At 71.9% G+C, this 21,796-nt stretch carries 16 protein-coding genes; 11 read left to right on the forward strand and 5 right to left on the reverse strand.

Going from position 1 to position 21,796, the window contains the following annotated elements; all coding sequences use genetic code 11:
• Positions 1 to 82: 82 nt before the first annotated feature.
• From ACIQMX_RS29075 to ACIQMX_RS29085, 3 genes are all read left to right on the forward strand, one after another.
• On the forward strand, positions 83 to 739 hold the full coding sequence (locus ACIQMX_RS29075; RefSeq protein WP_402482485.1) for a hypothetical protein: 657 nt from the start codon (positions 83 to 85) through the stop codon (positions 737 to 739).
• Between the two features lie 451 nt (positions 740 to 1,190).
• Positions 1,191 to 1,373, forward strand: coding sequence for a hypothetical protein (locus tag ACIQMX_RS29080; RefSeq protein ID WP_363067858.1), 183 nt, complete (start codon positions 1,191 to 1,193; stop codon positions 1,371 to 1,373).
• 57 nt (positions 1,374 to 1,430) lie between these two features.
• Entirely contained in the window at positions 1,431 to 4,562 is a 3,132-nt protein-coding gene (locus ACIQMX_RS29085) for an AAA family ATPase (RefSeq protein WP_402482803.1), read from the forward strand.
• A 275-nt stretch (positions 4,563 to 4,837) separates the two neighbouring features.
• Here ACIQMX_RS29085 and ACIQMX_RS29090 read toward each other — a convergent pair whose 3' ends face one another.
• The 3 genes from ACIQMX_RS29090 to ACIQMX_RS29100 form a co-directional block, all read right to left on the reverse strand.
• On the reverse strand, positions 4,838 to 5,119 hold the full coding sequence (locus ACIQMX_RS29090; protein WP_363067856.1) for a DUF6191 domain-containing protein: 282 nt from the start codon (positions 5,117 to 5,119) through the stop codon (positions 4,838 to 4,840).
• A gap of 54 nt (positions 5,120 to 5,173) precedes the next feature.
• A complete protein-coding gene (locus tag ACIQMX_RS29095; RefSeq protein WP_402482488.1) occupies positions 5,174 to 6,364 on the reverse strand; it encodes a PQQ-dependent sugar dehydrogenase in 1,191 nt (396 codons plus the stop codon).
• A 216-nt stretch (positions 6,365 to 6,580) separates the two neighbouring features.
• Positions 6,581 to 7,537, reverse strand: coding sequence for an aldo/keto reductase (locus tag ACIQMX_RS29100; protein WP_363067998.1), 957 nt, complete (start codon positions 7,535 to 7,537; stop codon positions 6,581 to 6,583).
• 113 nt (positions 7,538 to 7,650) lie between these two features.
• On the opposite strand from ACIQMX_RS29100, the gene ACIQMX_RS29105 reads away from it, so the two are divergent.
• The 7 genes from ACIQMX_RS29105 (at position 7,651) to ACIQMX_RS29135 (ending at position 18,014) form a co-directional block, all read left to right on the forward strand.
• Positions 7,651 to 8,613: a 2-hydroxyacid dehydrogenase gene (locus tag ACIQMX_RS29105; protein ID WP_363067852.1), complete on the forward strand. Its 963-nt coding sequence runs from the start codon at positions 7,651 to 7,653 to the stop codon at positions 8,611 to 8,613.
• A 275-nt stretch (positions 8,614 to 8,888) separates the two neighbouring features.
• Entirely contained in the window at positions 8,889 to 11,720 is a 2,832-nt protein-coding gene (locus ACIQMX_RS29110; protein WP_402482806.1) for a putative bifunctional diguanylate cyclase/phosphodiesterase, read from the forward strand.
• Positions 11,721 to 11,937: 217 nt separating this feature from the next.
• On the forward strand, positions 11,938 to 13,794 hold the full coding sequence (locus ACIQMX_RS29115) for an acetolactate synthase large subunit (RefSeq protein ID WP_402482491.1): 1,857 nt from the start codon (positions 11,938 to 11,940) through the stop codon (positions 13,792 to 13,794).
• A gap of 23 nt (positions 13,795 to 13,817) precedes the next feature.
• Positions 13,818 to 14,345, forward strand: a complete 528-nt coding sequence (ilvN, locus tag ACIQMX_RS29120) for an acetolactate synthase small subunit (protein WP_148020972.1) — start codon at positions 13,818 to 13,820, stop codon at positions 14,343 to 14,345.
• 108 nt (positions 14,346 to 14,453) lie between these two features.
• Entirely contained in the window at positions 14,454 to 15,455 is a 1,002-nt protein-coding gene (gene ilvC, locus ACIQMX_RS29125) for a ketol-acid reductoisomerase (RefSeq protein ID WP_363067846.1), read from the forward strand.
• Between the two features lie 276 nt (positions 15,456 to 15,731).
• Positions 15,732 to 17,324 (forward strand): phosphoglycerate dehydrogenase, encoded by a 1,593-nt coding sequence (serA, locus tag ACIQMX_RS29130; RefSeq protein ID WP_363067845.1) that lies wholly within the window; start codon positions 15,732 to 15,734, stop codon positions 17,322 to 17,324.
• A gap of 78 nt (positions 17,325 to 17,402) precedes the next feature.
• Positions 17,403 to 18,014, forward strand: a complete 612-nt coding sequence (locus ACIQMX_RS29135) for a TetR/AcrR family transcriptional regulator (RefSeq protein WP_402482496.1) — start codon at positions 17,403 to 17,405, stop codon at positions 18,012 to 18,014.
• A 583-nt stretch (positions 18,015 to 18,597) separates the two neighbouring features.
• Here the strand turns inward: ACIQMX_RS29135 and ACIQMX_RS29140 are convergent.
• Positions 18,598 to 20,016: a PLP-dependent aminotransferase family protein gene (locus tag ACIQMX_RS29140; RefSeq protein WP_402482499.1), complete on the reverse strand. Its 1,419-nt coding sequence runs from the start codon at positions 20,014 to 20,016 to the stop codon at positions 18,598 to 18,600.
• A 47-nt stretch (positions 20,017 to 20,063) separates the two neighbouring features.
• On the opposite strand from ACIQMX_RS29140, the gene ACIQMX_RS29145 reads away from it, so the two are divergent.
• A complete protein-coding gene (locus tag ACIQMX_RS29145; protein ID WP_363067840.1) occupies positions 20,064 to 20,552 on the forward strand; it encodes a carboxymuconolactone decarboxylase family protein in 489 nt (162 codons plus the stop codon).
• 12 nt (positions 20,553 to 20,564) lie between these two features.
• Here the strand turns inward: ACIQMX_RS29145 and ACIQMX_RS29150 are convergent, their stop codons facing one another.
• Positions 20,565 to 21,704 carry a helix-turn-helix domain-containing protein gene (locus ACIQMX_RS29150; RefSeq protein ID WP_363067838.1) on the reverse strand — a complete coding sequence of 380 codons (1,140 nt, stop codon included), beginning with the start codon at positions 21,702 to 21,704 and terminating at the stop codon, positions 20,565 to 20,567.
• Positions 21,705 to 21,796 lie beyond the last annotated feature (92 nt).

Raw genomic sequence — 21,796 nt, forward strand, 5'->3', positions numbered from 1 at the left:
GAATCCGGTCCGCGGCCCGGTGGCGCCCGGCACGGACGGGGCGTTAAGAGGGTTCTCATCTGCCCCGCCTAGCGTGCGGCAGATGAACTCCACGACCCCCACGACCCCCACCACTCCCACCGACCCCGTCGCCGAGGGCGACGACGAGACGAGGGCAGCCGAGAACACCAAGGAGAAGGTCGTGGCCGACGCCGCCGTCACCGACGCCGTGGCCGAGGGAGCCGCACCGCGGCTCGACAAGACGGACCGGGACCTCGACCAGGACCTCGACGCGGACCAGGACCTGGACGCCGACCTCGACCCGGACGACGACGAGTCCCACAAGGAGTCCTCCGGCCTCGGCACCGCCGCCGCGGCCGTCGTCTCCGTCGGGCTCGGCATCGTCTCCCTCAGCGGCGCCTGGAGCGGCCGGGTCGCGGCCGAGCGCGAGACGCTGATCGGGCAGTTCAAAACCGCGTCCGGCGCCACGGCCGCCCAGCAGATCTCCGAGATCTACGGTGACGCGTGGCACGCCACCGCGCTGGTCAACGGCCTCTTCGGCCTGCTCGCACTGCTCGTCGGCGTCTACGTCCTGGTCCGGCCCGCTTTCGGCGCCCCGTCCGCAATCCCGCAGCCGGGCTGGATCCGTGCGGTCGCCAAGGGCGGAATCGCCCTCGGCGCGCTGGGCGTACTGATCGCCGTGTGCATGTACTTCGACCTCATCGTCGCCCTGCCGACGGCTCCGGCGACCGCGGGCTAGTGCCGCGTCAGCCGAGGTCCGCCCGGTAAGGAGCGGCGTCCGGTGCGTGCTCTCGGTGTTCGTGCCGGAAGTCCTCGTACGGGACGTACTCGGGCTGTCGGCCGGTGCGGCGAGAGTGCGTGCCGGGCGTCGCGACGGGGCGAACCGTGTCTGCCGCGGCACCAGAGCCGCGGCACTGGTCAGGGTCTTTCGTTCGGCTCATGCCGGGATCCGGCCCGATCCGAACGAAGGGCCTGAGGACCCGGTACGCCGCCGGGCGGCGCGGCCTAAGGCACCCGTGAGTACCCCGGGCGGGTCCATGCGGTGGCGTAGGCCCCTCCCTAAGGCCCCCGGCCGCCACAGATGCGGAACTCGCCCGATGCGGCACCGCCCCCTGGGGGACGACAGTGGTGGCACGGCAGAAGCACTGCCGCCACCGAGGCCCAACGGGCCGGTCCCCAGGGGGAATCACATGTACGAGCTGGAACTCCACAAGATCAGGGCAGCCGAGTTCGTCCGCCGCGCCGCCGACGAACGACTCGTAAGGGAGGCCCGCCGCGCCCGCAAGGCGGCGGCCCGCGGCTCCGTACGCCAGGAACGCGGGAGGACGGTGAGTGCGGACGGGGACCGGGAGCGGTTCGCGCACGCCGCGTAAGGGCCGGCGACCATGACGGCCCGGCTTCCCGGCTCCGCGTTGTCGTCCGTGTGTGCGATGCTCGGCGACGTGGAGACCAGGTCCGTCAGTCCCGTGTTCGTCGGCCGCGCAGGTGAACTCACCGCGCTCACCGACGCACTCGCCCGCGCCACCGCCGCCACCGCCCCGTCGGGCGGTGGCGGCGGCGAGCCGCAGGCGCTCCTCATCGGCGGCGAGGCGGGCGTCGGCAAGACCCGTCTGGTCGAGGAGTTCCTTGCGGTGGCGGTCCGCCGCTCGGCCGTCGTCGCGGTCGGCGGCTGCGTCGAGATCGGAGCCGACGGCCTGCCCTACGCCCCGTTCTCCACCGCCCTGCGCGCCCTGCACCGCATCCTGCCCGCGGAAATGGCGGAGGCCTGCGCCGGCCAGGAGAGCGAGCTGGCCCGGCTCCTTCCGGAACTCGGCGAGGCCGGCCGGGAGGCGGCCGACGAACACGGCACCGCCCGCCTCTTCGAACTCACCGCCAGGCTGCTGGAGCGCATCTCCGCGGACCGCACCGTCGTGCTCGTCCTGGAGGACCTGCACTGGGCCGACTCCTCCACCAGGCACCTGCTCGCCTACCTCTTCCGTACGCTGCGCAGCGGCCACCTCGTCGTGGTCGGCACCTACCGCGCCGACGACATCCACCGCCGTCACCCGCTGCGCCCCCTGCTGGCCGAACTGGACCGGCTGCGCACCGTGCGCCGCATCGAGCTCGCCCGGTTCAACCGGGCCGAGGTCCGCCGCCAGCTCGCCGGCATCCTCGCGGGCTCTCCCGAACCCGCTCTGGTGGACGAGATATTCGAGCGTTCCGACGGAAACGCGTTCTTCGTCGAGGAGCTCGCCTGCAGCCTGGAGTGCGGTGACGGGGCCGCTGGGCTGCCCGGCTCCCTGCGCGACCTCCTCCTCGTCCGCGTCGAGGCCCTCTCCGACGACGCCCAGAGGATCGCCCGCATCGTCGCCGAAGGCGGCTCGGCGGTCGAGTACGAACTGCTCGCCGCCGTCGCCGGCCTCGCCGAGGACGAGCTCATCGAAGCCCTCCGCGGAGCCGTCGGCGCCAATCTGCTGCTCACCACCCCGGAGGGCAACGGCTACCGCTTCCGGCACTCACTGGTCCGCGAGGCCGTCAGCGACGACCTCCTTCCCGGCGAACGCTCCCGGCTCAACCGCCGCTACGCCCAGGCCCTGGAGGCCGAACCCACCCTGGTCCGCGACGGCGAGCGCGCCACGCGCCTGGCCAGCTACTGGTACGGGGCGCACGACCCGGCCAAGGCCCTGCCCGCCGTACTGAAGGCCTCGGTCGAGGCCCGCCGCCGCAACGCCTACGCCGAACAACTGCGGCTGCTGGAGAGGGCGATGGAGCTGTGGGACGACGTCCCCGACGCGATACGCGCCACTCTGCGGCCCATCGACTACGCCGAGGTCTACCCGGCCTGCGGCAGCCGCGACGGATCCGCCCCGCTGAGCCACCTCGACCTGCTGGCCGAAGCCACCGTCGCCGCCCGCTTCGGCGGCGAGCGCGAACGGGCGCTCGCCCTCTGCAAGAAGGCCCTGCGCGTCCTGGAGAGCGGGGACGACGCTCTGCGCGCCGCCTGGTTCTGGGTCCAGCGCTCCCGCCTGGTGCAGGACCTCACCCGGGGCGACGGCTGGGACGAACTGGCCACCGCGGAGGAGCTCGTCCGCGGCCTGCCCCCGTCGGCCGTGCACGCGGACGTCCTGACGAGCGTGGCCGGCTGGGGCGCCCTGCACCGGCCCGGCGCCGGGACGCTCGCCGCCGCCGACCGGGCCGTGGAGTACGCCCGGCTGGTCGGCGACGAGTCCATCGAGCTGCACGCACGGCTGACCCGCGGCTGGCTGACCGTCGATGCCGGATCGGTCGACGAGGGCATCGCCGAGATGTACGCGGTGCGCGACCGGGCCGACGAACTGGGTGTCGTCGGCATCATGGGCCGTGCGTCCATCAACCTGCCCTCCATCCTGGAAGGCACGGGCCGGTCCATGGAAGCGGTGGCCGCCGCGGACCACGGCATCGAGGTCTGCCACAGCCGCGGTGTCGCGGACATGGAGTCCTGGGTCCGCACCAACCAGGCGATGTCGCTGTTCTCGCTCGGCCGCTGGGACGAGGCCCTGGCCACCACCGAGGCCGCCTCCCGTACGGCACTGTCCCGGAAGTCCCAGGGCCTCGTCGCCGCACGGCGTACCGAAGTGGCCCTGGCGCGCGGGGACCTCGCCGAGGCCGAACAGCAACTGGCGCTGGCCCGCAGGAGCTTCGGATCCAGCGATCCTCAGCCGCAGCACTTCATCAACATAGTCCGCCACACCCTCACCATCGACGTGCAGCAGGGCAGGCTGCCCGAGGCGCGGGCCGCCTTCGAGGCCCAGGCGGAGCAGGGCTTCCCGCCCGGCACCCAGCGGTACGCCTTTCCGCTGTTGCACGTCGTCGCGGCGGCGGAGGCCGATGCCCGGGGGCTGCCCGCCACGGAGCCGGGCCGGCCGGGCATCCTCGCGCTCGTCCGCGGCCACCTCAAGCGGCTGCCCTCGCTCGTCCCCGTGTGGGCGGCCCACGTGGTGCTGATCGACGCCGAACTGGCCCGGGCCGAAGGCCTCGACACCCCGGACCACTGGTCCCGCGCCGCCGAGGCCTTCGCACCCCTGCACCGGCCGTACGAACTGGCGCAGATCCGCCATCGCTGGGCGGAGGCCCTCCTCATCGCCTCCGGCGACCGGACCGCGGCCACCGCGCTGCTGCGCGACGCCCACGGCACCGCCCGGCGGCTCGGGGCCCGCCCGCTGACCGAGACCATCGAGCTGCTGGCGGGCCGCGCCCGCATCACCCTCACCGGCCCCTGCTCGGGCGAGGAGATGGCGGTGGCCGTCATCGTCCCGGACCACGGCGACGGGCAGGGCGGCCAGGACCACCCGGAGGAACAGCTCAGGGCCGCGGCCGCGGCCGCTGTGGAGTCCTTCGGGCTGACCCCGCGCGAGCAGGAGGTGCACCGGCTCGTGGCCGCCGGCCACACCAACCGCAAAATCGCCGAGGAGCTCTACATCTCGCCCAAGACCGCGAGCGTGCACGTCTCCAACATCCTTGCCAAGCTCGGCGTCACGGGCCGCGGCGAGGCGGCCGCGCTCGCCCACCGGCTGCGGCTGTACCGGACGGCGAAGGACGCGTAGAGCCGCGGTCCGGGCGGCTGGACGCGGGCGGCCGTTGTTCCGTGTGGTCGGTTGCGGTTCGGTGCGGGTGGGGTCGCGGTTTCGCGGGGGCGGGGTCGCGGTTTCGTGTGGGTGGGCCGCTGTTCCGCGTGGTCAGTCGCCGTTCCCCGCGGGTGAGCCACGGATACACGTGGTCAGTCCCCGTGGGTGAGCCACGGATACATGTGGTCGGCCCCCGCGGGTGAGTCGCCGTTCCGCGCAGGCGAGGGCGGCGGATCCGGGCGAGCCGTGCCGGGTCAGGCTCCGTCGCCGCCGTCACCGTCGCCGCCCGCGCCCGCCCCGTCGTCCCCGCTTCCGCCGCCCTCGTCCGGCTCGTCGCCGTCCCCGTCCGGCCTGCCGGGGTCCCCGTCGCCGTCCTCGTCACGGCGGCGGACCACGACCTTGCCCGAGGTCAGGTCGATGGGGCCGCGTGCAGGGTCGCCGACACCGAGATCCACCCGGGTCAGCTCCAGCCGCTTCTGCTCCTCGGCGGTGTGCTTGCGACCGGGTGCGAAGAGTTCCTCGAAGAAGTTGAACACGGGCTGCGCACCCTTCCGCCTGCTGTGGCCGCCAGGGCCTTTCCTCGAAAGGCCCTACCGCACCTCGACCACCAGGATCTTGTCGTCTCCCGGCTTCGGGGTGCCACGTGAGTCCGTCTCGCTCGTCACGAGCCAGAGCTTGTCGCCGCCCGCCGCGAGCACGGTGCGCAGACGGCCGTACTTCCCTTCCAGGAACGACTGGGGTGCCGCCAGAGGTTCCTTGTCCGCCGTACCGGACAGCGGGATCCGCCAGAGCCGCTCACCCCGCAGCCCGGCCATCCAGATCGAGCCCTTGACGAAGGCGATGCCGCTCGGGGACGCCTCCGACGTCTTCCACTGTGCCACGGGATCAAGGAACCCGGCCTCGCCCGCCTTGCCCTCGGCCTCCGGCCAGCCGTAGTTCCCGCCCGGCACGATGCGGTTCAGCTCGTCCCAGGTGTCCTGGCCGAACTCGGCCGCCCACAGCTGCTTGTGCCCGTCCCAGGCCAGCCCCTGCACATTGCGGTGACCGTACGAATACACCACGGAGTCGGCCTGTGGATTGCCGTGCAGCGGCTCGCCGTCCGGAGTCATCCGCAGGATCTTGCCGGCCAGCGACTCCTTGTCCTGCGCGCGGCCGTCGTCCCCCGTCTCGCCCGTGCCCGCGTACAGCATGCGGTCCGGGCCGAAGGCGATCCGGCCGCCGTTGTGGATGGCCCCCTTGGGGATGCCCCGCAGAATCGTGTCGGGGGCGCCCAGCAGCTGACCGGGGGTCGTCCCGTCCTCGTCGTAGAGCATGCGGGCGATGCGGTTGTCCGACGCGGTGGTGAAGTAGGCGTACACCAGGTGGTCCGTGCCGTAGTCGGGGGAGACGGCGAGGCCGAGCAGCCCGCCCTCGCCCGCCGCCGCCACCCCGGGCACGGTGCCGAGCAGCGTCTTCTTGCCGCTCTTCGCGTCGATCCGGGTGATCGTCCCCTTGTCGCGCGAGGACACCAGCAGATCGCCGTCCGGCAGCTCCGCGAGACCCCACGGCGATTCCAGACCCTCCGTGAGGGTCGACACCACCTTCACCGAGCCCTTGGCGGGCGGCAGACCGGCCGCGGGACGTGAGGCCGACGGCGACGTGGACGGCGAGGCGGCCCGGCCGGACGGGGCCGCGGGTGAACCGGCCGGTGAACTCGCTCCCTGGCCCGCCGTGCTCTCGGCACCCTCCTGCGAGGAGCACCCCGCGGTGAACATCAGGGCGCCGGCCGTCAGCACGGCCACCGCGCCCCGCCGCGCCCCGCGGCCGTTCCCCCGGGGCGTCGCGCGACGCCCCCACGGTTCCCGCCCAGATCCGAACCTCGCACCGCGCACAGCACCGACCCCTTCGACGACCGCCTGTCCCCTGTTCTTACACCGCGGTCGCGCCCGGGGTTCCCGAAGCCCGGGTACTTTCTCGCTCGGCGATCAAACTTCACACACGGAGGCGGTGTCCGGGACTCAGTCCCACGACTCCCGCGCTGCCGGAAGCCGGTCGATCTCGTCGAGGTCCCGGTCGCTCAGCGCCAGCCCGGCCGCCCCCGCGTTCTCGACGGCCCACCGCTCCTGCTTGGTCCCGGGTACGGGCACGATCTGGGGTCCCTGTCGCAGTACCCAGGCCAGCGCCACCTGCGCCGGTGTCGCCCCGTACCGCTCCGCGATCCGCCGCAGCCCCACCAGCACCGGCTGGTTCGCGGCCATCATCTCGGCGGTGAACCGCGGATGCCTGGCCCGCAGGTCCTCCGGCTCGAAACCCTGCCCCGGAGTCAGCGTGCCCGTCAGATAGCCGCTGCCCAGTGGCATCGCGGCCAGCACCCCGACGCCGCGGGCCGCGCACCACGGCACCAACGCCTCCAGGGCCTGCGGGGACCACACGGAGAGCTCCGCCTGCACGGCGCTCACCGGAAAGACCTGCTGGACCCGCTCCAGCTGCCGGATCGTTTCGTCGTACGTCCGCGCTCCCCGTCGGCGAGCGGCCCTGGCCCCCACCGCGCAGAGCCCGAGCGCCCGGACCTTGCCCGCGGTCACCAGTTCCGCCATCGCGCCCCAGGTCTCCTCGACGGGCACCTCGGGGTCGGCACGGTGGAGTTGGTACAGATCGATCACATCCGTCTGCAGCCGCCGCAGCGAGGCGTCGCAGGCCCGCCGCACATACCCGGGACGGCCGTTGGCCACGATGTGCTGATCACCCACCAGCAGACCGCACTTGGTGGACAGGAAGGCCTGCTCACGGCGGCCCTTCAACGCCCGCCCCACCAGCAGCTCATTGGTGAACGGCCCGTACATGTCGGCGGTGTCGAGCAGGTCGACCCCCGCGTCGAGCGCCGCGTGCACCGCGCGCAACGCCTCGTCACCACGTTGCCGCGAGGCGCTGTACGCCCAGCTCATCGGCATACAGCCGAGACCGACGGCGCCCACGGCGAGCGCCGCCGCACCGAGACTTCTGCGCTCCAACTCCCCGAACCCTCCCTCGCACCGCACCCCCAAAACTAACCTCTGCACCCCGCCGGGCTTCGCATAGCCTCCTGACCATGACTTCCACCACGCGATCCGGCCCTGTCACCGACGTATGGCTGCCCTTCGAGGCCGACGAGATCGAAGGACTCCCCGAGGGCCTCGACTACCGATTCTGGGACGGCGGACCGGACTTCCCCGCCGACCCCGCCCACTGCGCCTTCTACGTCGTCCCCTACATGAAGGGGCCGACGGTCGCGGTCCGCCCGCTCGACGGCATGAGCGGCGTCCAGGTCGTGCAGACGCTCTCCGCCGGCATCGACCATGTGGAGCCGGGCCTCGGGCTGTTGCCCGCGGGCGTACGTCTCTGCAACGCCAAGGGGGTCCACGAGGCCTCCACCGCCGAACTGACGCTCGCGCTGATCCTCGCCTCGCTGCGCGGGTTCCCCGGGTTCGTGCACGGCCAGGACAAGGAGGAGTGGCGGTCCGGCTTCTACCCCGCCCTCGCCGACAAGTCCGTGCTGATCGTCGGCTACGGATCGATCGGATCCGCGATCGAGGACCGGCTCGCGCCCTTCGAGTGCGCGCGGGTGGCGCGCGTCGCGCGCTCCGCGCGGACAACCGCACGCGGCCCCGTACACACACTCGACGACCTGCCCGCGCTGTTGCCCGAGGCCGACGTCGTCATCCTGTCCACCCCGCTGAACCCCTCCACACAGGGGCTGGTCGGCGCGGACTTCCTCGCCGCGATGCCGGACGGGGCCCTGCTCGTGAACGTGGCCCGCGGCGGTGTCGTCGACACCAAGGCCCTGTTGTCCGAACTCGAGTCCGGCCGGCTGCGTGCCGCCCTGGACGTCACGGACCCGGAACCGCTCCCTTCCGGCCATCCCCTCTGGCATGCTCCGAACGTCCTCATCACTCCGCATGTCGGCGGCAGCACCTCGGCGTTCCTGCCACGCGCCAAGCGGCTGCTGGCCGGACAGCTCAGCCGTTTCGCCGCGGGAGAGCAGGTGCACAACATCGTGCGCACCACCGGCTGAACACGCTACGGGCACGTCGCGTACCTCTCCGTGCCGACAACTGCGCAGGTCGTCACGGAGAGTAGAGGAACTATGTCCCTGTGTGACGAGTCTGGTGTATCGTCCCGAAAGGGGGGCTGCGCCGTGGCAGGGGCGGCGCAGGGCGGGAAGCCACACGCGAGGGGGGCGAGGGCGATGTATGGCCGATGGGTGAACGATCCGACACGGCAGGGCGGCCGACGGCTGCCGACGGTGCGCCGGCGCCACGGTCGTTCGGCGCCGTCGGGGGCACCCCGGTGAGCGCGCCGGCGAGCGCCCGCGCGGCATTCCTGGCCCGTCGGCCTGTCGTCGGCCGGGCGCCCGCGATCATCCCGCGGCTCCTCATCGGGCTCGTCTGCGCCGGATACGGGGTGGGTGCGACCGTGGGCTGGGGCTCGCCGCGACTCGCCGTGTTCATGGGGGACTTCGGCCTGAGCGCGGCCGCCCTGATCGCCGCCGTCTCCTGCTTCCTGTACGCACGCTCGGCGGACAACAGGTTCCGGCCGGCCTGGCTGCTGTTCTCGCTCTCCTCCCTGATGGCCGCGGCGGGCAACGCGGTCTGGGGCTGGTACGAGTGCGTACGCGAGGTCGAGGTGCCCAGCCTCTCCCTGGCCGACCTCTTCTTCCTGTGCTTCGCGCCGCCCGCCATCGTCGGACTGCTCGTCCTCGCCAAACGCCCCGTCACGCGGGCCGGCTGGGTCTGTCTGGTTCTCGACTCCTGGCTGATCGGCGGATCACTCCTCACGCTCTCCTGGAGTCTCGCCCTCGCACACACCGCGCACCTGGCGGACGTCGAGGGCGCCAGTGTGGCCCGCGCGGCTCTCTCGCTGGCCTATCCGCTGCTCGACATCGTGCTGGTCTCCATGGTGCTCGCCCTGCACTTCCGGCGCTCCAGCGTCAACCGTGCCGCGGTGAACACCGCCATCGCCGCCCTGGCCCTCACCGTCCTGTGCGACGCGCTGTTCACCTCGCCGCTGCTGCGCCAGACCTACCAGTCCGGCCAGTTGCTCGACGCCGGCTGGTTCGCCGGTTCGCTGCTCCTCGCGTACGCCCCCTGGGGCGTCGCCCGTGACGAGGACGACGCCGACCGGCCGGTGTCCCGGACCACCAGCCGGCCCATCTCTGGTTCGCTGGCCGCGCTCACGCCGTATCTGGCCGCCGCCGTCTGCACGCTGGGCATTCTCTACAACGTCATCGAGGGCCGCCGGGTGGACCGGGTCGTGGTCTTCACCGGGTGCGCGGTGGTGCTCGCCCTGGTCGTGCGGCAGGGCATCATGCTCGTCGACAACATCGCCCTCACCCAGGAACTGGCCCAGAAGGAGAACCACTTCCGCTCCCTGGTGCAGGGCTCCAGCGACGTCATCATGATCGCCGCCCCGACCGGCATACTCCGCTACGTCAGCCCCGCCGCCGCCGGTGTCTACGGGCGCGAGGCGGACGACCTCGTCGGCGCCGAGCTCTCCTCGATCATCCATCCCGACGACCTCGGCCGGGTGGTCCACGAAGTGCGGAAGTTCCTCGCCGCCCCGCCCGGCGAGGAACCCACCACACGCATCGAGTGCCGCTTCCGCTCCGGCACCGGCGAATGGCTGAACGTCGAGTCCACCGTCAACCGCCACCAGGGCGGCCTCATTCTCAACAGCCGCGACGTGACCGAACGGGTCCGGCTGCAGGCCCAGTTACAGCACAACGCGGAGCACGACCCGCTCACCGACCTGCCCAACCGCGCGCTCTTCACCGACCGGGTCCGCCGGGCGCTGGGCGGCCGGCGCGCGGGCGACGCGGGAACCGCCGTGCTCTTCATCGACCTGGACGGCTTCAAGGCGGCCAACGACCGGCTCGGCCACCAGGCGGGCGACGAGCTCCTGATCCAGGCCGCCCGCCGCCTCCAGGAATCCGTCCGGTCCGGTGACACCGCCGCCCGCCTCGGCGGGGACGAGTTCGCCGCCCTCATCGTCGGCGACGGCGGACGCGACCAGAGCGCCCGGGAGTACCAGGTCCACGAGATCGCCGACCGGCTGCGCCTCACGCTCTCCCAGCCCTACCGCATCGGCGCCGGCGAGGTCCGGGTCACCGCGTCCATCGGCGTCGCCTTCGCCGAGCCCGGCATCACCCCCAACGACCTCATGCGCAACGCCGACCTGGCCATGTACCGCGCCAAGGCGGGCGGCAAGGACCGCGTCGAGCTGTACGCCCCGCAGATGCAGGCCGAGGTGGTGCGCCGCTCCGAGCTGGCCGCCCGGCTGCGCACCGCCCTGCGGGACGGCGAGTTCGCGCTGCTGCACCAGCCCGTGGTCCATCTGGCCAGCGGCACCGTCGCGGCCGTCGCCGCCCAGGCCCGCTGGCGCTCCGCCCAGGGCATCCTCTTCACGCCCGCCGAGTTCCTCCGCGTCGCCGAGGACAGCGACCGCACCGCGGAACTGGGCCGCTGGCTCCTCGAAGAGGCCGTCGAGCAGGCCGCCGACCGGTCCAGGGCCGGCCACCAGGTCTCGGTGGCCGTACGGCTCTCCGCCCGCAGGCTGCTGGACAAGGGAATGCCGTTCGGCTCGGTCGAAGCACTGCTGACGCGGTACGGGCTGCCGTCCGGGGCCCTGATGATCGAGGTCGCCGACAGTGACCCGCGGGTCCCCTTCGACGAGCTGGAACAGCGCCTGGTCGCCCTCCGGCGTCTCGGTGTCCGCATCGCGCTCGACGGATTCGGCAGCGGTTACGCCGCGATCAACGCCCTGCGCCGGCTCCCCATCGACGTACTGAAGCTGGACCGCGGACTGGTGGAGGGTGTCGTCGAGTCCGCCCGTCTGCACAAGATCACCAGCGGGCTGCTGCGGATCGCCTGCGACCTCGGCATGCAGTCCGTGGCCGACGGTGTCGACGTCCCCGAACAGGTTCTCGCCCTGCGCGCCATGGGCTGTACGCACGGCCAGGGAATGGCCTTCTCCGGACCCCTGGACGAGTACCGGCTGCGCCGCGCCCTGGCCCGCGGTGAGTTCCCGGTGCCCGGCAGCCCGGCCGCCCAGCCGGTCCTCGCGGGCGGCTCCATCCCTCTCCTGGCCAGCTCACATGTTGAGACGCCCGTCCCACCCACTTGACACGTCGAGTGCGTCGGAGAGAGGGTCAATGCCATGCGCACCCGAATTCTCGTACTTGGAAAGCGCGTCGGCTGAAGCAGAGTCGCTCGATGACACTCTGCAGACCGCACCGACGCGCTCCCCTCGCTTGCCTCACGGCACGAGGGGTTTTTTGTTGCACCGGCACCAGTCAAACCATCGCAAAACACTCGCAAAAACCCTCAGCTTCGAGAAGAGAATGCCGATGACCGAGCAGGCCACCGGGGCCCACCATCCCCAGCCGCGGGCCCGTAACGGCGGATCGCCGTCCGCCACCGTTGAGCACGTCACGGGCGCGCAGTCCCTCATCCGTTCTCTCGAGGAAGTCGGGGCCGACACCGTATTCGGTCTCCCTGGCGGCTGCATCCTTCCGGCGTACGACCCGCTGATGGACTCCACCCGGGTCCGTCACATCCTGGTCCGCCACGAGCAGGGCGCGGGTCACGCGGCCACCGGCTATGCGCAGGCCACCGGCAAGGTCGGCGTCTGCATGGTCACCTCGGGGCCGGGCGCCACCAACCTGGTCACCCCCATCGCCGACGCGGCCATGGACTCCGTGCCGATGGTCGCGATCACCGGCCAGGTGGCCTCCGGCGCCATCGGTACGGACGCCTTCCAGGAAGCCGACATCTGCGGCATCACGATGCCGATCACCAAGCACAACTTCCTGGTCACCCGCGCCGAGGACATCGCGCACACGATCGCGGAGGCCTTCCACATCGCCTCCACCGGCCGTCCGGGCCCGGTTCTCGTCGACATCGCCAAGGACGCCCTCCAGTCGAAGACCACCTTCAGCTGGCCGCCGGCCATGGACCTGCCGGGCTACCGCCCGGTGACCAAGCCGCACGCCAAGCAGATCCGTGAGGCCGCCAAGCTCATCACCCAGGCCAAGCGCCCGGTGCTGTACGTGGGCGGCGGCGTCATGAAGGCCGGGGCCACCGCCGAACTGAAGGTCCTGGCCGAGCTCACCGGCGCGCCCGTCACCACCACACTGATGGCGCTCGGCTCCTTCCCCGACAGCCACCCGCTGCACGTGGGCATGCCCGGTATGCACGGTTCGGTCACCGCCGTCACCGCGCTGCAGAAGGCCGACCTGATCGTCGCCCTCGGCGCCCGGTTCGACGACCGGGTCACCGGCAAGCTGGACAGCTTCGCCCCGTACGCCAAGATCGTCCACGCCGACATCGACCCGGCGGAGATCGGCAAGAACCGCGCGGCCGACGTCCCGATCGTCGGTGACGCCCGCGAGGTCATCGCCGACCTCGTCCAGGCGGTCCAGGCCGAGCACACCGAGGGCCAGACAGGCGACTACGCCGCATGGTGGAAGGACCTCAACCGCTGGCGCGAGACCTACCCCGTCGGCTACGACCTGCCGGAGGACGGCAGCCTCTCGCCGCAGCAGGTCATCCAGCGCATCGGTGAACTCGCGCCCGAGGGAACGGTCTTCGCGGCGGGTGTCGGCCAGCACCAGATGTGGGCCTCGCACTTCATCCAGTACGAGCAGCCCGCCACCTGGCTGAACTCCGGCGGCGCCGGAACGATGGGCTACGCGGTCCCGGCCGCGATGGGCGCCAAGGCCGGCATGCCCGACCGTACGGTCTGGGCGATCGACGGCGACGGCTGCTTCCAGATGACCAACCAGGAACTCACCACCTGCGCGCTCAACAACATCCCGATCAAGGTCGCCATCATCAACAACGGCGCCCTCGGAATGGTCCGCCAGTGGCAGACCCTGTTCTACAACCAGCGGTACTCCAACACCGTGCTGCACTCCGGCGCCGACACCGACGGCAACGCCGCCAAGGGCACCCGGGTGCCCGACTTCGTCAAGCTGTCCGAGGCCATGGGCTGCTACGCGATCCGCTGCGAGGACCCGGCCGACCTGGACAAGGCCATCGCCGAGGCCAACTCGATCAACGACCGCCCGGTGGTCATCGACTTCATCGTCCACGAGGACGCCATGGTGTGGCCGATGGTCGCCGCCGGCACCTCGAACGACGAGGTCATGGCAGCCCGCGGCGTCCGCCCCGACTTCGGCGACAACGAAGACGACTGAGAGACAGAGAGAGACCGACTTCCATGTCCACCAAGCACACGCTCTCCGTCCTGGTCGAGAACAAGCCCGGTGTCCTCGCCCGGATCACCGCCCTGTTCTCCCGCCGCGGCTTCAACATCGACTCGCTCGCGGTCGGTACCACCGAGCACCCCGACATCTCACGCATCACCATCGTCGTGAACGTCGAGGACCTGCCCCTGGAGCAGGTGACCAAGCAGCTCAACAAGCTGGTCAACGTCCTGAAGATCGTCGAACTCGAGCCGGCCGCTGCGATCCAGCGCGAGCTCGTCCTGGTGAAGGTCCGCGCCGACAGCGAGACCCGCTCCCAGATCGTCGAGATCGTCCAGCTGTTCCGCGCCAAGACCGTGGACGTCTCCCCGGAGGCCGTCACGATCGAGGCGACCGGCGGCGCCGACAAGCTGGAGGCGATGCTCAAGATGCTGGAGCAGTACGGCATCAAGGAGCTCGTCCAGTCCGGCACCATCGCCATAGGACGCGGCGCGCGCTCGATCACCGACCGGTCGCTGCGCGCCCTCGACCGCACGGCATAAATCATTCCGGGCCGCGCCGCGCCGCTCGCATGGCGAGACCCGAAAACGTAACTGACGCACCCCGCCGTACGGTGGGACGCAACACCTGCACACCAAGGAGAAGACCCAGTGGCCGAGATGTTCTACGACGACGATGCCGACCTGTCCATCATCCAGGGCCGCAAGGTCGCGGTTCTCGGCTACGGCAGCCAGGGCCACGCCCACGCGCTGTCGCTGCGCGACTCGGGTGTCGACGTCCGTGTCGGTCTGCACGAGGGCTCCAAGTCCAAGGCCAAGGCCGAGGAGCAGGGTCTGCGCGTGGTGACCCCGTCCGAGGCGGCCGCCGAGGCCGACGTCATCATGATCCTGGTTCCGGACCCGATCCAGGCCCAGGTCTACGAGGAGTCCGTCAAGGACAACCTCAAGGACGGCGACGCGCTGTTCTTCGGTCACGGCCTGAACATCCGCTTCGGCTTCATCAAGCCGCCGGCCGGTGTCGACGTCTGCATGGTCGCCCCCAAGGGCCCGGGTCACCTGGTCCGCCGCCAGTACGAGGAGGGCCGCGGCGTTCCGTGCATCGTGGCCGTCGAGCAGGACGCCTCGGGCAAGGGCCTGGAGCTCGCCCTCTCGTACGCCAAGGGAATCGGCGGCACCCGCGCCGGCGTCATCAAGACGACCTTCACCGAGGAGACCGAGACCGACCTGTTCGGTGAGCAGGCCGTCCTCTGCGGTGGCACCGCCGCCCTGGTCAAGGCCGGTTTCGAGACCCTGACCGAGGCCGGTTACCAGCCGGAGATCGCGTACTTCGAGTGCCTCCACGAGCTGAAGCTCATCGTCGACCTCATGTACGAGGGCGGCCTGGAGAAGATGCGCTGGTCGATCTCGGAGACCGCCGAGTGGGGCGACTACGTCACCGGCCCGCGGATCATCACGGACGCCACCAAGGCCGAGATGAAGAAGGTCCTCACCGAGATCCAGGACGGCACCTTCGCCAACGCCTGGATGGCCGAGTACCACAACGGTCTGCCCAAGTACAACGAGTACAAGAAGGCCGACAGCGACCACCTGCTGGAGACCACCGGCCGTGAGCTGCGCAAGCTGATGAGCTGGGTCAACGACGAGGACGCGTAACACCGAGGCCCGAAGGGGCGGATCCCCGGATCCGCCCCTTCGGGCTTCCGCCCTGCTTCACCGCTGGAAGAGGCGGCGTCGTACGTGTGTACAAGTCGTCCAGCCTCTTGTGGGTGATCCTTCCAACGGGGCGCAGTATGCGTCCTCGCGCATGACTACACTTCTCCACACATACACGCGTCAGGCCCACAGTGTCGTGCGTCTTCCACGCGGCAAGCCCCTCCACCGCCTGCGGCCGTCGGGACGGCCGTCCGCACTGGATCTGTGAGGACTCACGTGAGCTCGAAACCTGTCGTACTCATCGCTGAAGAGCTGTCGCCCGCCACGGTGGACGCCCTCGGGCCGGACTTCGAGATCCGGCACTGCAACGGCGCCGACCGCGCCGAGCTCCTCCCCGCGATCGCCGATGTCGACGCCATCCTGGTGCGTTCCGCCACCAAGGTCGACGCCGAGGCCATCGCCGCCGCGAAGAAGCTGAAGGTCGTCGCCCGTGCGGGCGTCGGTCTGGACAACGTCGACGTCTCCTCCGCCACCAAGGCCGGCGTGATGGTCGTGAACGCACCGACCTCCAACATCGTCACCGCCGCCGAGCTCGCCTGCGGTCTGCTCGTCGCCACGGCGCGCAACATCCCCCAGGCCAACACCGCGCTCAAGAACGGCGAGTGGAAGCGCTCCAAGTACACCGGCGTCGAGCTGAGCGAGAAGACCCTCGGCGTCGTCGGCCTCGGCCGCATCGGCGTCCTGGTCGCCCAGCGCATGTCGGCCTTCGGCATGAAGATCGTCGCGTACGACCCCTACGTCCAGCCCGCGCGCGCCGCGCAGATGGGCGTCAAGCTCCTCTCGCTGGACGAGCTGCTGGAGGTCGCCGACTTCATCACCGTGCACCTCCCCAAGACCCCGGAGACGCTCGGCCTGATCGGCGACGAGGCGCTGCACAAGGTGAAGCCCTCGGTGCGCATCGTCAACGCCGCGCGCGGCGGCATCGTCGACGAGGAGGCGCTCGCCTCCGCCCTCAAGGAGGGCCGCGTCGCCGGCGCCGGTCTCGACGTGTACACCAAGGAGCCCTGCACGGACTCCCCGCTGTTCCAGTTCGACCAGGTCGTCTGCACCCCGCACCTCGGCGCCTCCACGGACGAGGCCCAGGAGAAGGCCGGTATCGCGGTCGCCAGGTCGGTGCGCCTCGCACTCGCCGGTGAGCTCGTGCCGGACGCGGTCAACGTCCAGGGCGGCGTCATCGCCGAGGACGTCCGTCCCGGTCTGCCGCTCGCCGAGAAGCTCGGCCGGATCTTCACCGCGCTCGCGGGCGAGGTCGCGGCCCGGCTCGACGTCGAGGTGTACGGCGAGATCACCCAGCACGACGTGAAGGTGCTGGAGCTCTCCGCGCTCAAGGGTGTCTTCGAGGACGTGGTCGACGAGACCGTGTCGTACGTGAACGCCCCGCTGTTCGCGCAGGAGCGCGGGGTCGAGGTCCGCCTCACCACCAGCTCCGAGTCGCCCGACCACCGCAACGTGGTCACGGTCCGCGGCACGCTGGCCGACGGCCAGGAGATCGCGGTGTCCGGCACGCTGGCCGGACCCAAGCACCTCCAGAAGATCGTCGCGATCGGCGAGCACGACGTGGACCTGGCGCTGGCCGACCACATGGTCGTGCTGCGGTACCAGGACCGTCCGGGCGTCGTCGGCGCGGTCGGCAAGATCCTCGGTGAGGCCGGGCTGAACATCGCGGGCATGCAGGTCTCCCGGGCCGACGTGGGCGGCGAGGCGCTGGTCGTCCTCACCGTCGACGACGACGTCCCGGCGTCGGTGCTCGCCGAGATCTCGGCCGAGATCGGCGCGGCCTCGGCCCGTTCGGTCAACCTGACCGACTGAGTTCTTCCCGCGGTCTCCGTACCCGGCATCTAGACGCACGTCTTACACGTGCGTCTGCATGCCGGGTACGCTGCTGTCATGGGACATCGTGAGGATCTGCTCGAAGGCGCCAAGCGCTGCCTGCTGGAGAAGGGGTACGCCCGGACGACGGCACGCGACATCGTGGCCGCCTCCGGGACCAACCTCGCCTCCATCGGCTACCACTACGGCTCCAAGGAGGCCCTGCTCAACCTCGCCTTCATCAAGGTGACGGAGGAGTGGGGCGACCTGCTGACCGATGAGTCCGAGAGCGCCGTCGACGGCGAGGACGGCTCCCGGGCCCCGCTCGACCAGTTCCTGGAGACCTGGGAACGGGTGATCGGCAGCTATGAGCAGACCCGGTCGGTCTGGCAGCTCCAGATGGAGGTCATCTCCAGGATCGACACCGACCCCGAACTGCAGAAGGCCCTGGCCGGCCCGCAGCGCGAGGGCCGGAACGGCCTCGCCGAGAACATGCTGGGCATCGATCCGGAGACCGAACCCGAGAAGGCCCGGGTGGCCGGACTGTTCTGCCAGGCACTGCTCGCCGGGGTCATGGTCCAGTGGATGATGGACCGCGACTCGGCTCCGTCGGCGCAGGACCTGACGGAGGGGCTGAAGGCGGTACTGGCGGGCCGGGAGCCCGCCAAGAACCCGGAGGACAGGCCCTAGCGCGGGGCCCGGCCCGGAGCCGGGCAGCCCTCGACGCCAGCGGTGCAGCAGCCGGTCCTCGCCGTCGTACGGATCCGGGCCGCCCGGGAGAGGCGGGGCGGATGCCCGGCTGCCGGCCACCGGCCCGGCGTCCGCCGAAGGAGCCCCGGTCACCGGGGAGCGGACGGTGACCACGGGGCGTGCCTCCGGATCCTCCCGCGCTCGGAAGAGGGCGCCCTCGACGCGGTGCACGGCACCGGACGGGACGCCGCCCAGGACGCGGCCGGCGCACAACCGGGCGCGCCCGCCGGGGAACTGGAGGGCCGCTGCGGCGTCCACCACCAGGTGGCCGACCCGGTGGCGCTCGTCCTGAAGGAAGGCGGAGCCCCGTCCCGCCGCTCTCCGGGGCGCTGCCCGACGAGGGCCGCACGGACGGCCCGGCGGCCCGGGGCCCGGTGTCCGCGCAGGGAGCCCGCCCGGGTGCCGGGCCGGGGTGAGCGGCGGACACGGTGACGGGGACGCCTCGGGTCATGGCCGCCGTCGTCAGCGACCGGCCGCCCCCGCCCGCCCCGCCGTCCCGTCCGCGCGGTTCCCCGGGACGGGGTCAGGCCGGTGGCAGGGCCCGGCAGAGCGCCTCCAGCGCCGCCGTGAACGCGTGGTCCGGCGGGGCGGCGTACCCCACGACCAGGCCGTCCGGGGCCGTGGCCGGCGCGGCCGGATGGCGGAAGTCGCCCAACCCGTCCAGCGCGAGTCCCTGCCAGGCGGCGGCCTTGACCGTGGACTGCTCGGTCCCGGGCGGCAGCCGCAGGACGGCGTGCAGACCGGCGGCGATGCCGGTGGGCGTGATGTGCGGGGCGTGGCCGGCGAGGGCGGCGACGAGCTGGTCGCGGCGGTCGCGGTAGCGCCGGCGCATCCGGCGGACGTGGCGGTCGTAGTGGCCCGATTCGATGAGCTCGGCGAGGGTCAGCTGATCCGGCACGCTCGCCCAGGCCTCGCGTTCCCCCTTCGCGGCCAGCACCCGGTCGACGAGGCGTTCCGGCAGCACCATCCAGCCCAGGCGGACGGCGGGGGAGAGGCTCTTGCTGACCGAGCCGGCGTACAGGACCCGGTCGGGGTCCAGCCCCTGCACGGCACCCACCGGCTCCCGGTCGTAGCGGAACTCCCCGTCGTAGTCGTCCTCCAGGACCAGCCCGTCCCGGCTGCGGGCCCAGTCGACCACGGCCGAGCGCCGCTCCGCGTGCAGCGGCCCGCCCGTGGGGAACTGGTGAGCCGGCGTCAGCAGCACGCTCCGCACCCCGCGAAGACCGGGCAGTTCGTCGACGCGCGCGCCGTCCTCGTCGAGCGTCAGCGGGACCGTGCGCACCGACGCGGACTCCAGGACCGACCGGTGGAAGCCGAGCCCGTACGACTCCACGGCCAGCGGGCCGGGCAGCACGCCGCCCGCGAACAGCAGCCGCAGCGCATGCGCGAACCCGGAGCAGATCACGATCCGCCCGGGAGTGGTCCGGACCCCGCGCGAACGCCCGAGATAGCCGGCCAGGGCGCGGCGGAGTTCGATCCGCCCCTGCGGGTCGCCGGGCCCGAAGGCATCGTTCGGCGCGGCGTTCAGGGCACGTCGGGCGGCGGCGAGCCACGTGCCGCGCGGGAAGGAACCGGCGTCCGGCCGGCCCTGGCGCAGATCGTGCACCGGGCCGGACCGGCGGTGCGGGGTCTTCTTCGGCACCCGGGCGGACGCCACCGGCGCGGCGCGCGGGGCGACCCGGGTCCCGGAACCCTGCCGGGCGGTCAGCCAGCCCTCCGCGACCAGTTCGGCATAGGCGTCGGCGACGGTGTTGCGGGCCAGGCCGAGGTCGGCGGCGAGCGAGCGGTAGGGCGGGAGCCGGGTGCCGGGGGCCAGCCTCCCCTCCCGTACCGCGTCGCGCAGCGCACGAATGAGGACAGCCCGGCGGCTGCCCGGCCCCGCCAGGTCGAGAAGCAGATCGCTGCCGATCCGCTCCGCGGAATTGACCCATGAATCCGACATGAAAATGCACCCTACGCGAGGTCTTTGAGGCTCCTAACGTAGAGGACATGACGAACCACGAAGCAGCAGCCGCAGCCACCCGCACCCCCCGCATCAACTTCGCCAAGGCCGCCCCGAAGGCCTTCAGGGCGCTCATCGGCCTCGACGCCGCCGCGCGGCAGGACCTGGATCCCGCACTCGTGGAACTGGTGCAGATCCGCTCCTCGCAGCTCAACGGCTGCGCGTACTGCCTCCACATGCACACCACCGACGCCCGCAAGGCCGGGGAGAGCGAGGAGCGACTGCACATGGTGGCGGTCTGGCGGGAGGCCGGGCACTTCTTCACCGCGGAGGAACAGGCGGCGCTGGCGCTCACCGAGGCCGTCACCCTGGTCTCCCACGGCGGTGTTCCCGACGACGTCTACGCCCGGGCGGCGGCCGTGTTCGACGAGACCCGGCTCGCCGGCCTGCTGGCGCTGATCTTCACCATCAACACCTGGAACCGCATCGCCCTGGCCACCGCCAAGGTGCCCGGCACCGACGAGCGGGCGGCCTGAACACCGCAGCGCTCAGAGCCGGGCGGCCTTCAACGCCATGTGCAGCAGCAGCCGGTCCTCGCCGTCGTTCAGATCCAGGCCGGTGAGCTGCTGGACCCGGGAGAGGCGGTAGTACAGCGTCTGCCGGTGGATGCCCAGCTCGGCGGCGGTCCGGGACGCCTGGCCCGCACAGTCGAGGAACATCTCGGCGGTACGGGCGAGGTCCCGGTGCGGCGGGGTGAGCAGCGGGCGGACCGAGTGGTCGGCCCCGGTGTCCGGGGCGAGCGCGGTCAACAGGCGGTACGGGCCGATGGCCGACCACTCGGCGACCGGGCCGAACCGTTTCTCCGCCGCTGCCGCCCGGGCCGCGGCCGATGCCTCGTGCCAGGCGTCCGCCAGCTCCGCCAGGCCGCGGCGGGGGACCGCGATTCCCGCGGTGGCCGCCGTGCCCGCCGTGGTGCGCAGCCGGCCGGCGGCGGCGAGCGCCGGGTCCAGGACGTCGTGCGACCGCAGCCGGACCAGCGCGGCCAGGGCCGGGCCCCCCGTGCCCGGGGAAGGGGCGCCGGACAGGGCCGCCGCCGACGGCACCGTGGGCACCGACGGCGGGTCGTCCGGCCACGGGGTCACGCACACCACGGTGTGCAGCCCTTCCGAGTCCGGCCCGAGCGCCTCGGCGAGCGCGGCCACCGCCATGTCGCGCTGCCAGCCGCGCCCCGCCGTGAGGACCGCCCCGAACTCCCGGGACAGATCGGTTCCCGCCCGGACCTCGTCGGAGAGCAGTGCCCCGATCCGGGCCGCCACGTCCATCGCCGCGTCGAGCTGCTGGTCGGTCGGTCCGGGGTCGGCGTCCAGCAGCCATACGTAACCGAGCACGACACCCCGATGGCGTACGGGAAGGCAGATCCGGCCCCGGTAGACACCGGCCTCCGGGGCGGCCGGGATGCGGACGGGGCCGGTGGCGCGGGTGATGCCGAAGTTCTCGAACCAGGCGCGGACCGCCGGGGTCGAGCGGCGGGTCAGGATCGAACGGGTGCGGACCGGGTCCATCGCCGTGTCGTCGTCGCTGTCGTGGGCCCCGAAGGCGACCAGGCCGAAATCCCGGTTCTCCAGCGTCGCGGGGACGCCGAGCAGCGCGGAGATCTCGTCGACCAGCTCCTGGTAATCGCCCTTCACCCGGCCATTCTCGCACCCCTTCAGACATATGTCTGAGATCGAGGGCACGGATGCGTGACAGCTGTCGATGGCACAGGATCGGGGGGATCCTT

Source organism: Streptomyces sp. NPDC091416 (assembly GCF_044756845.1).
GTDB lineage: Bacteria > Actinomycetota > Actinomycetes > Streptomycetales > Streptomycetaceae > Streptomyces.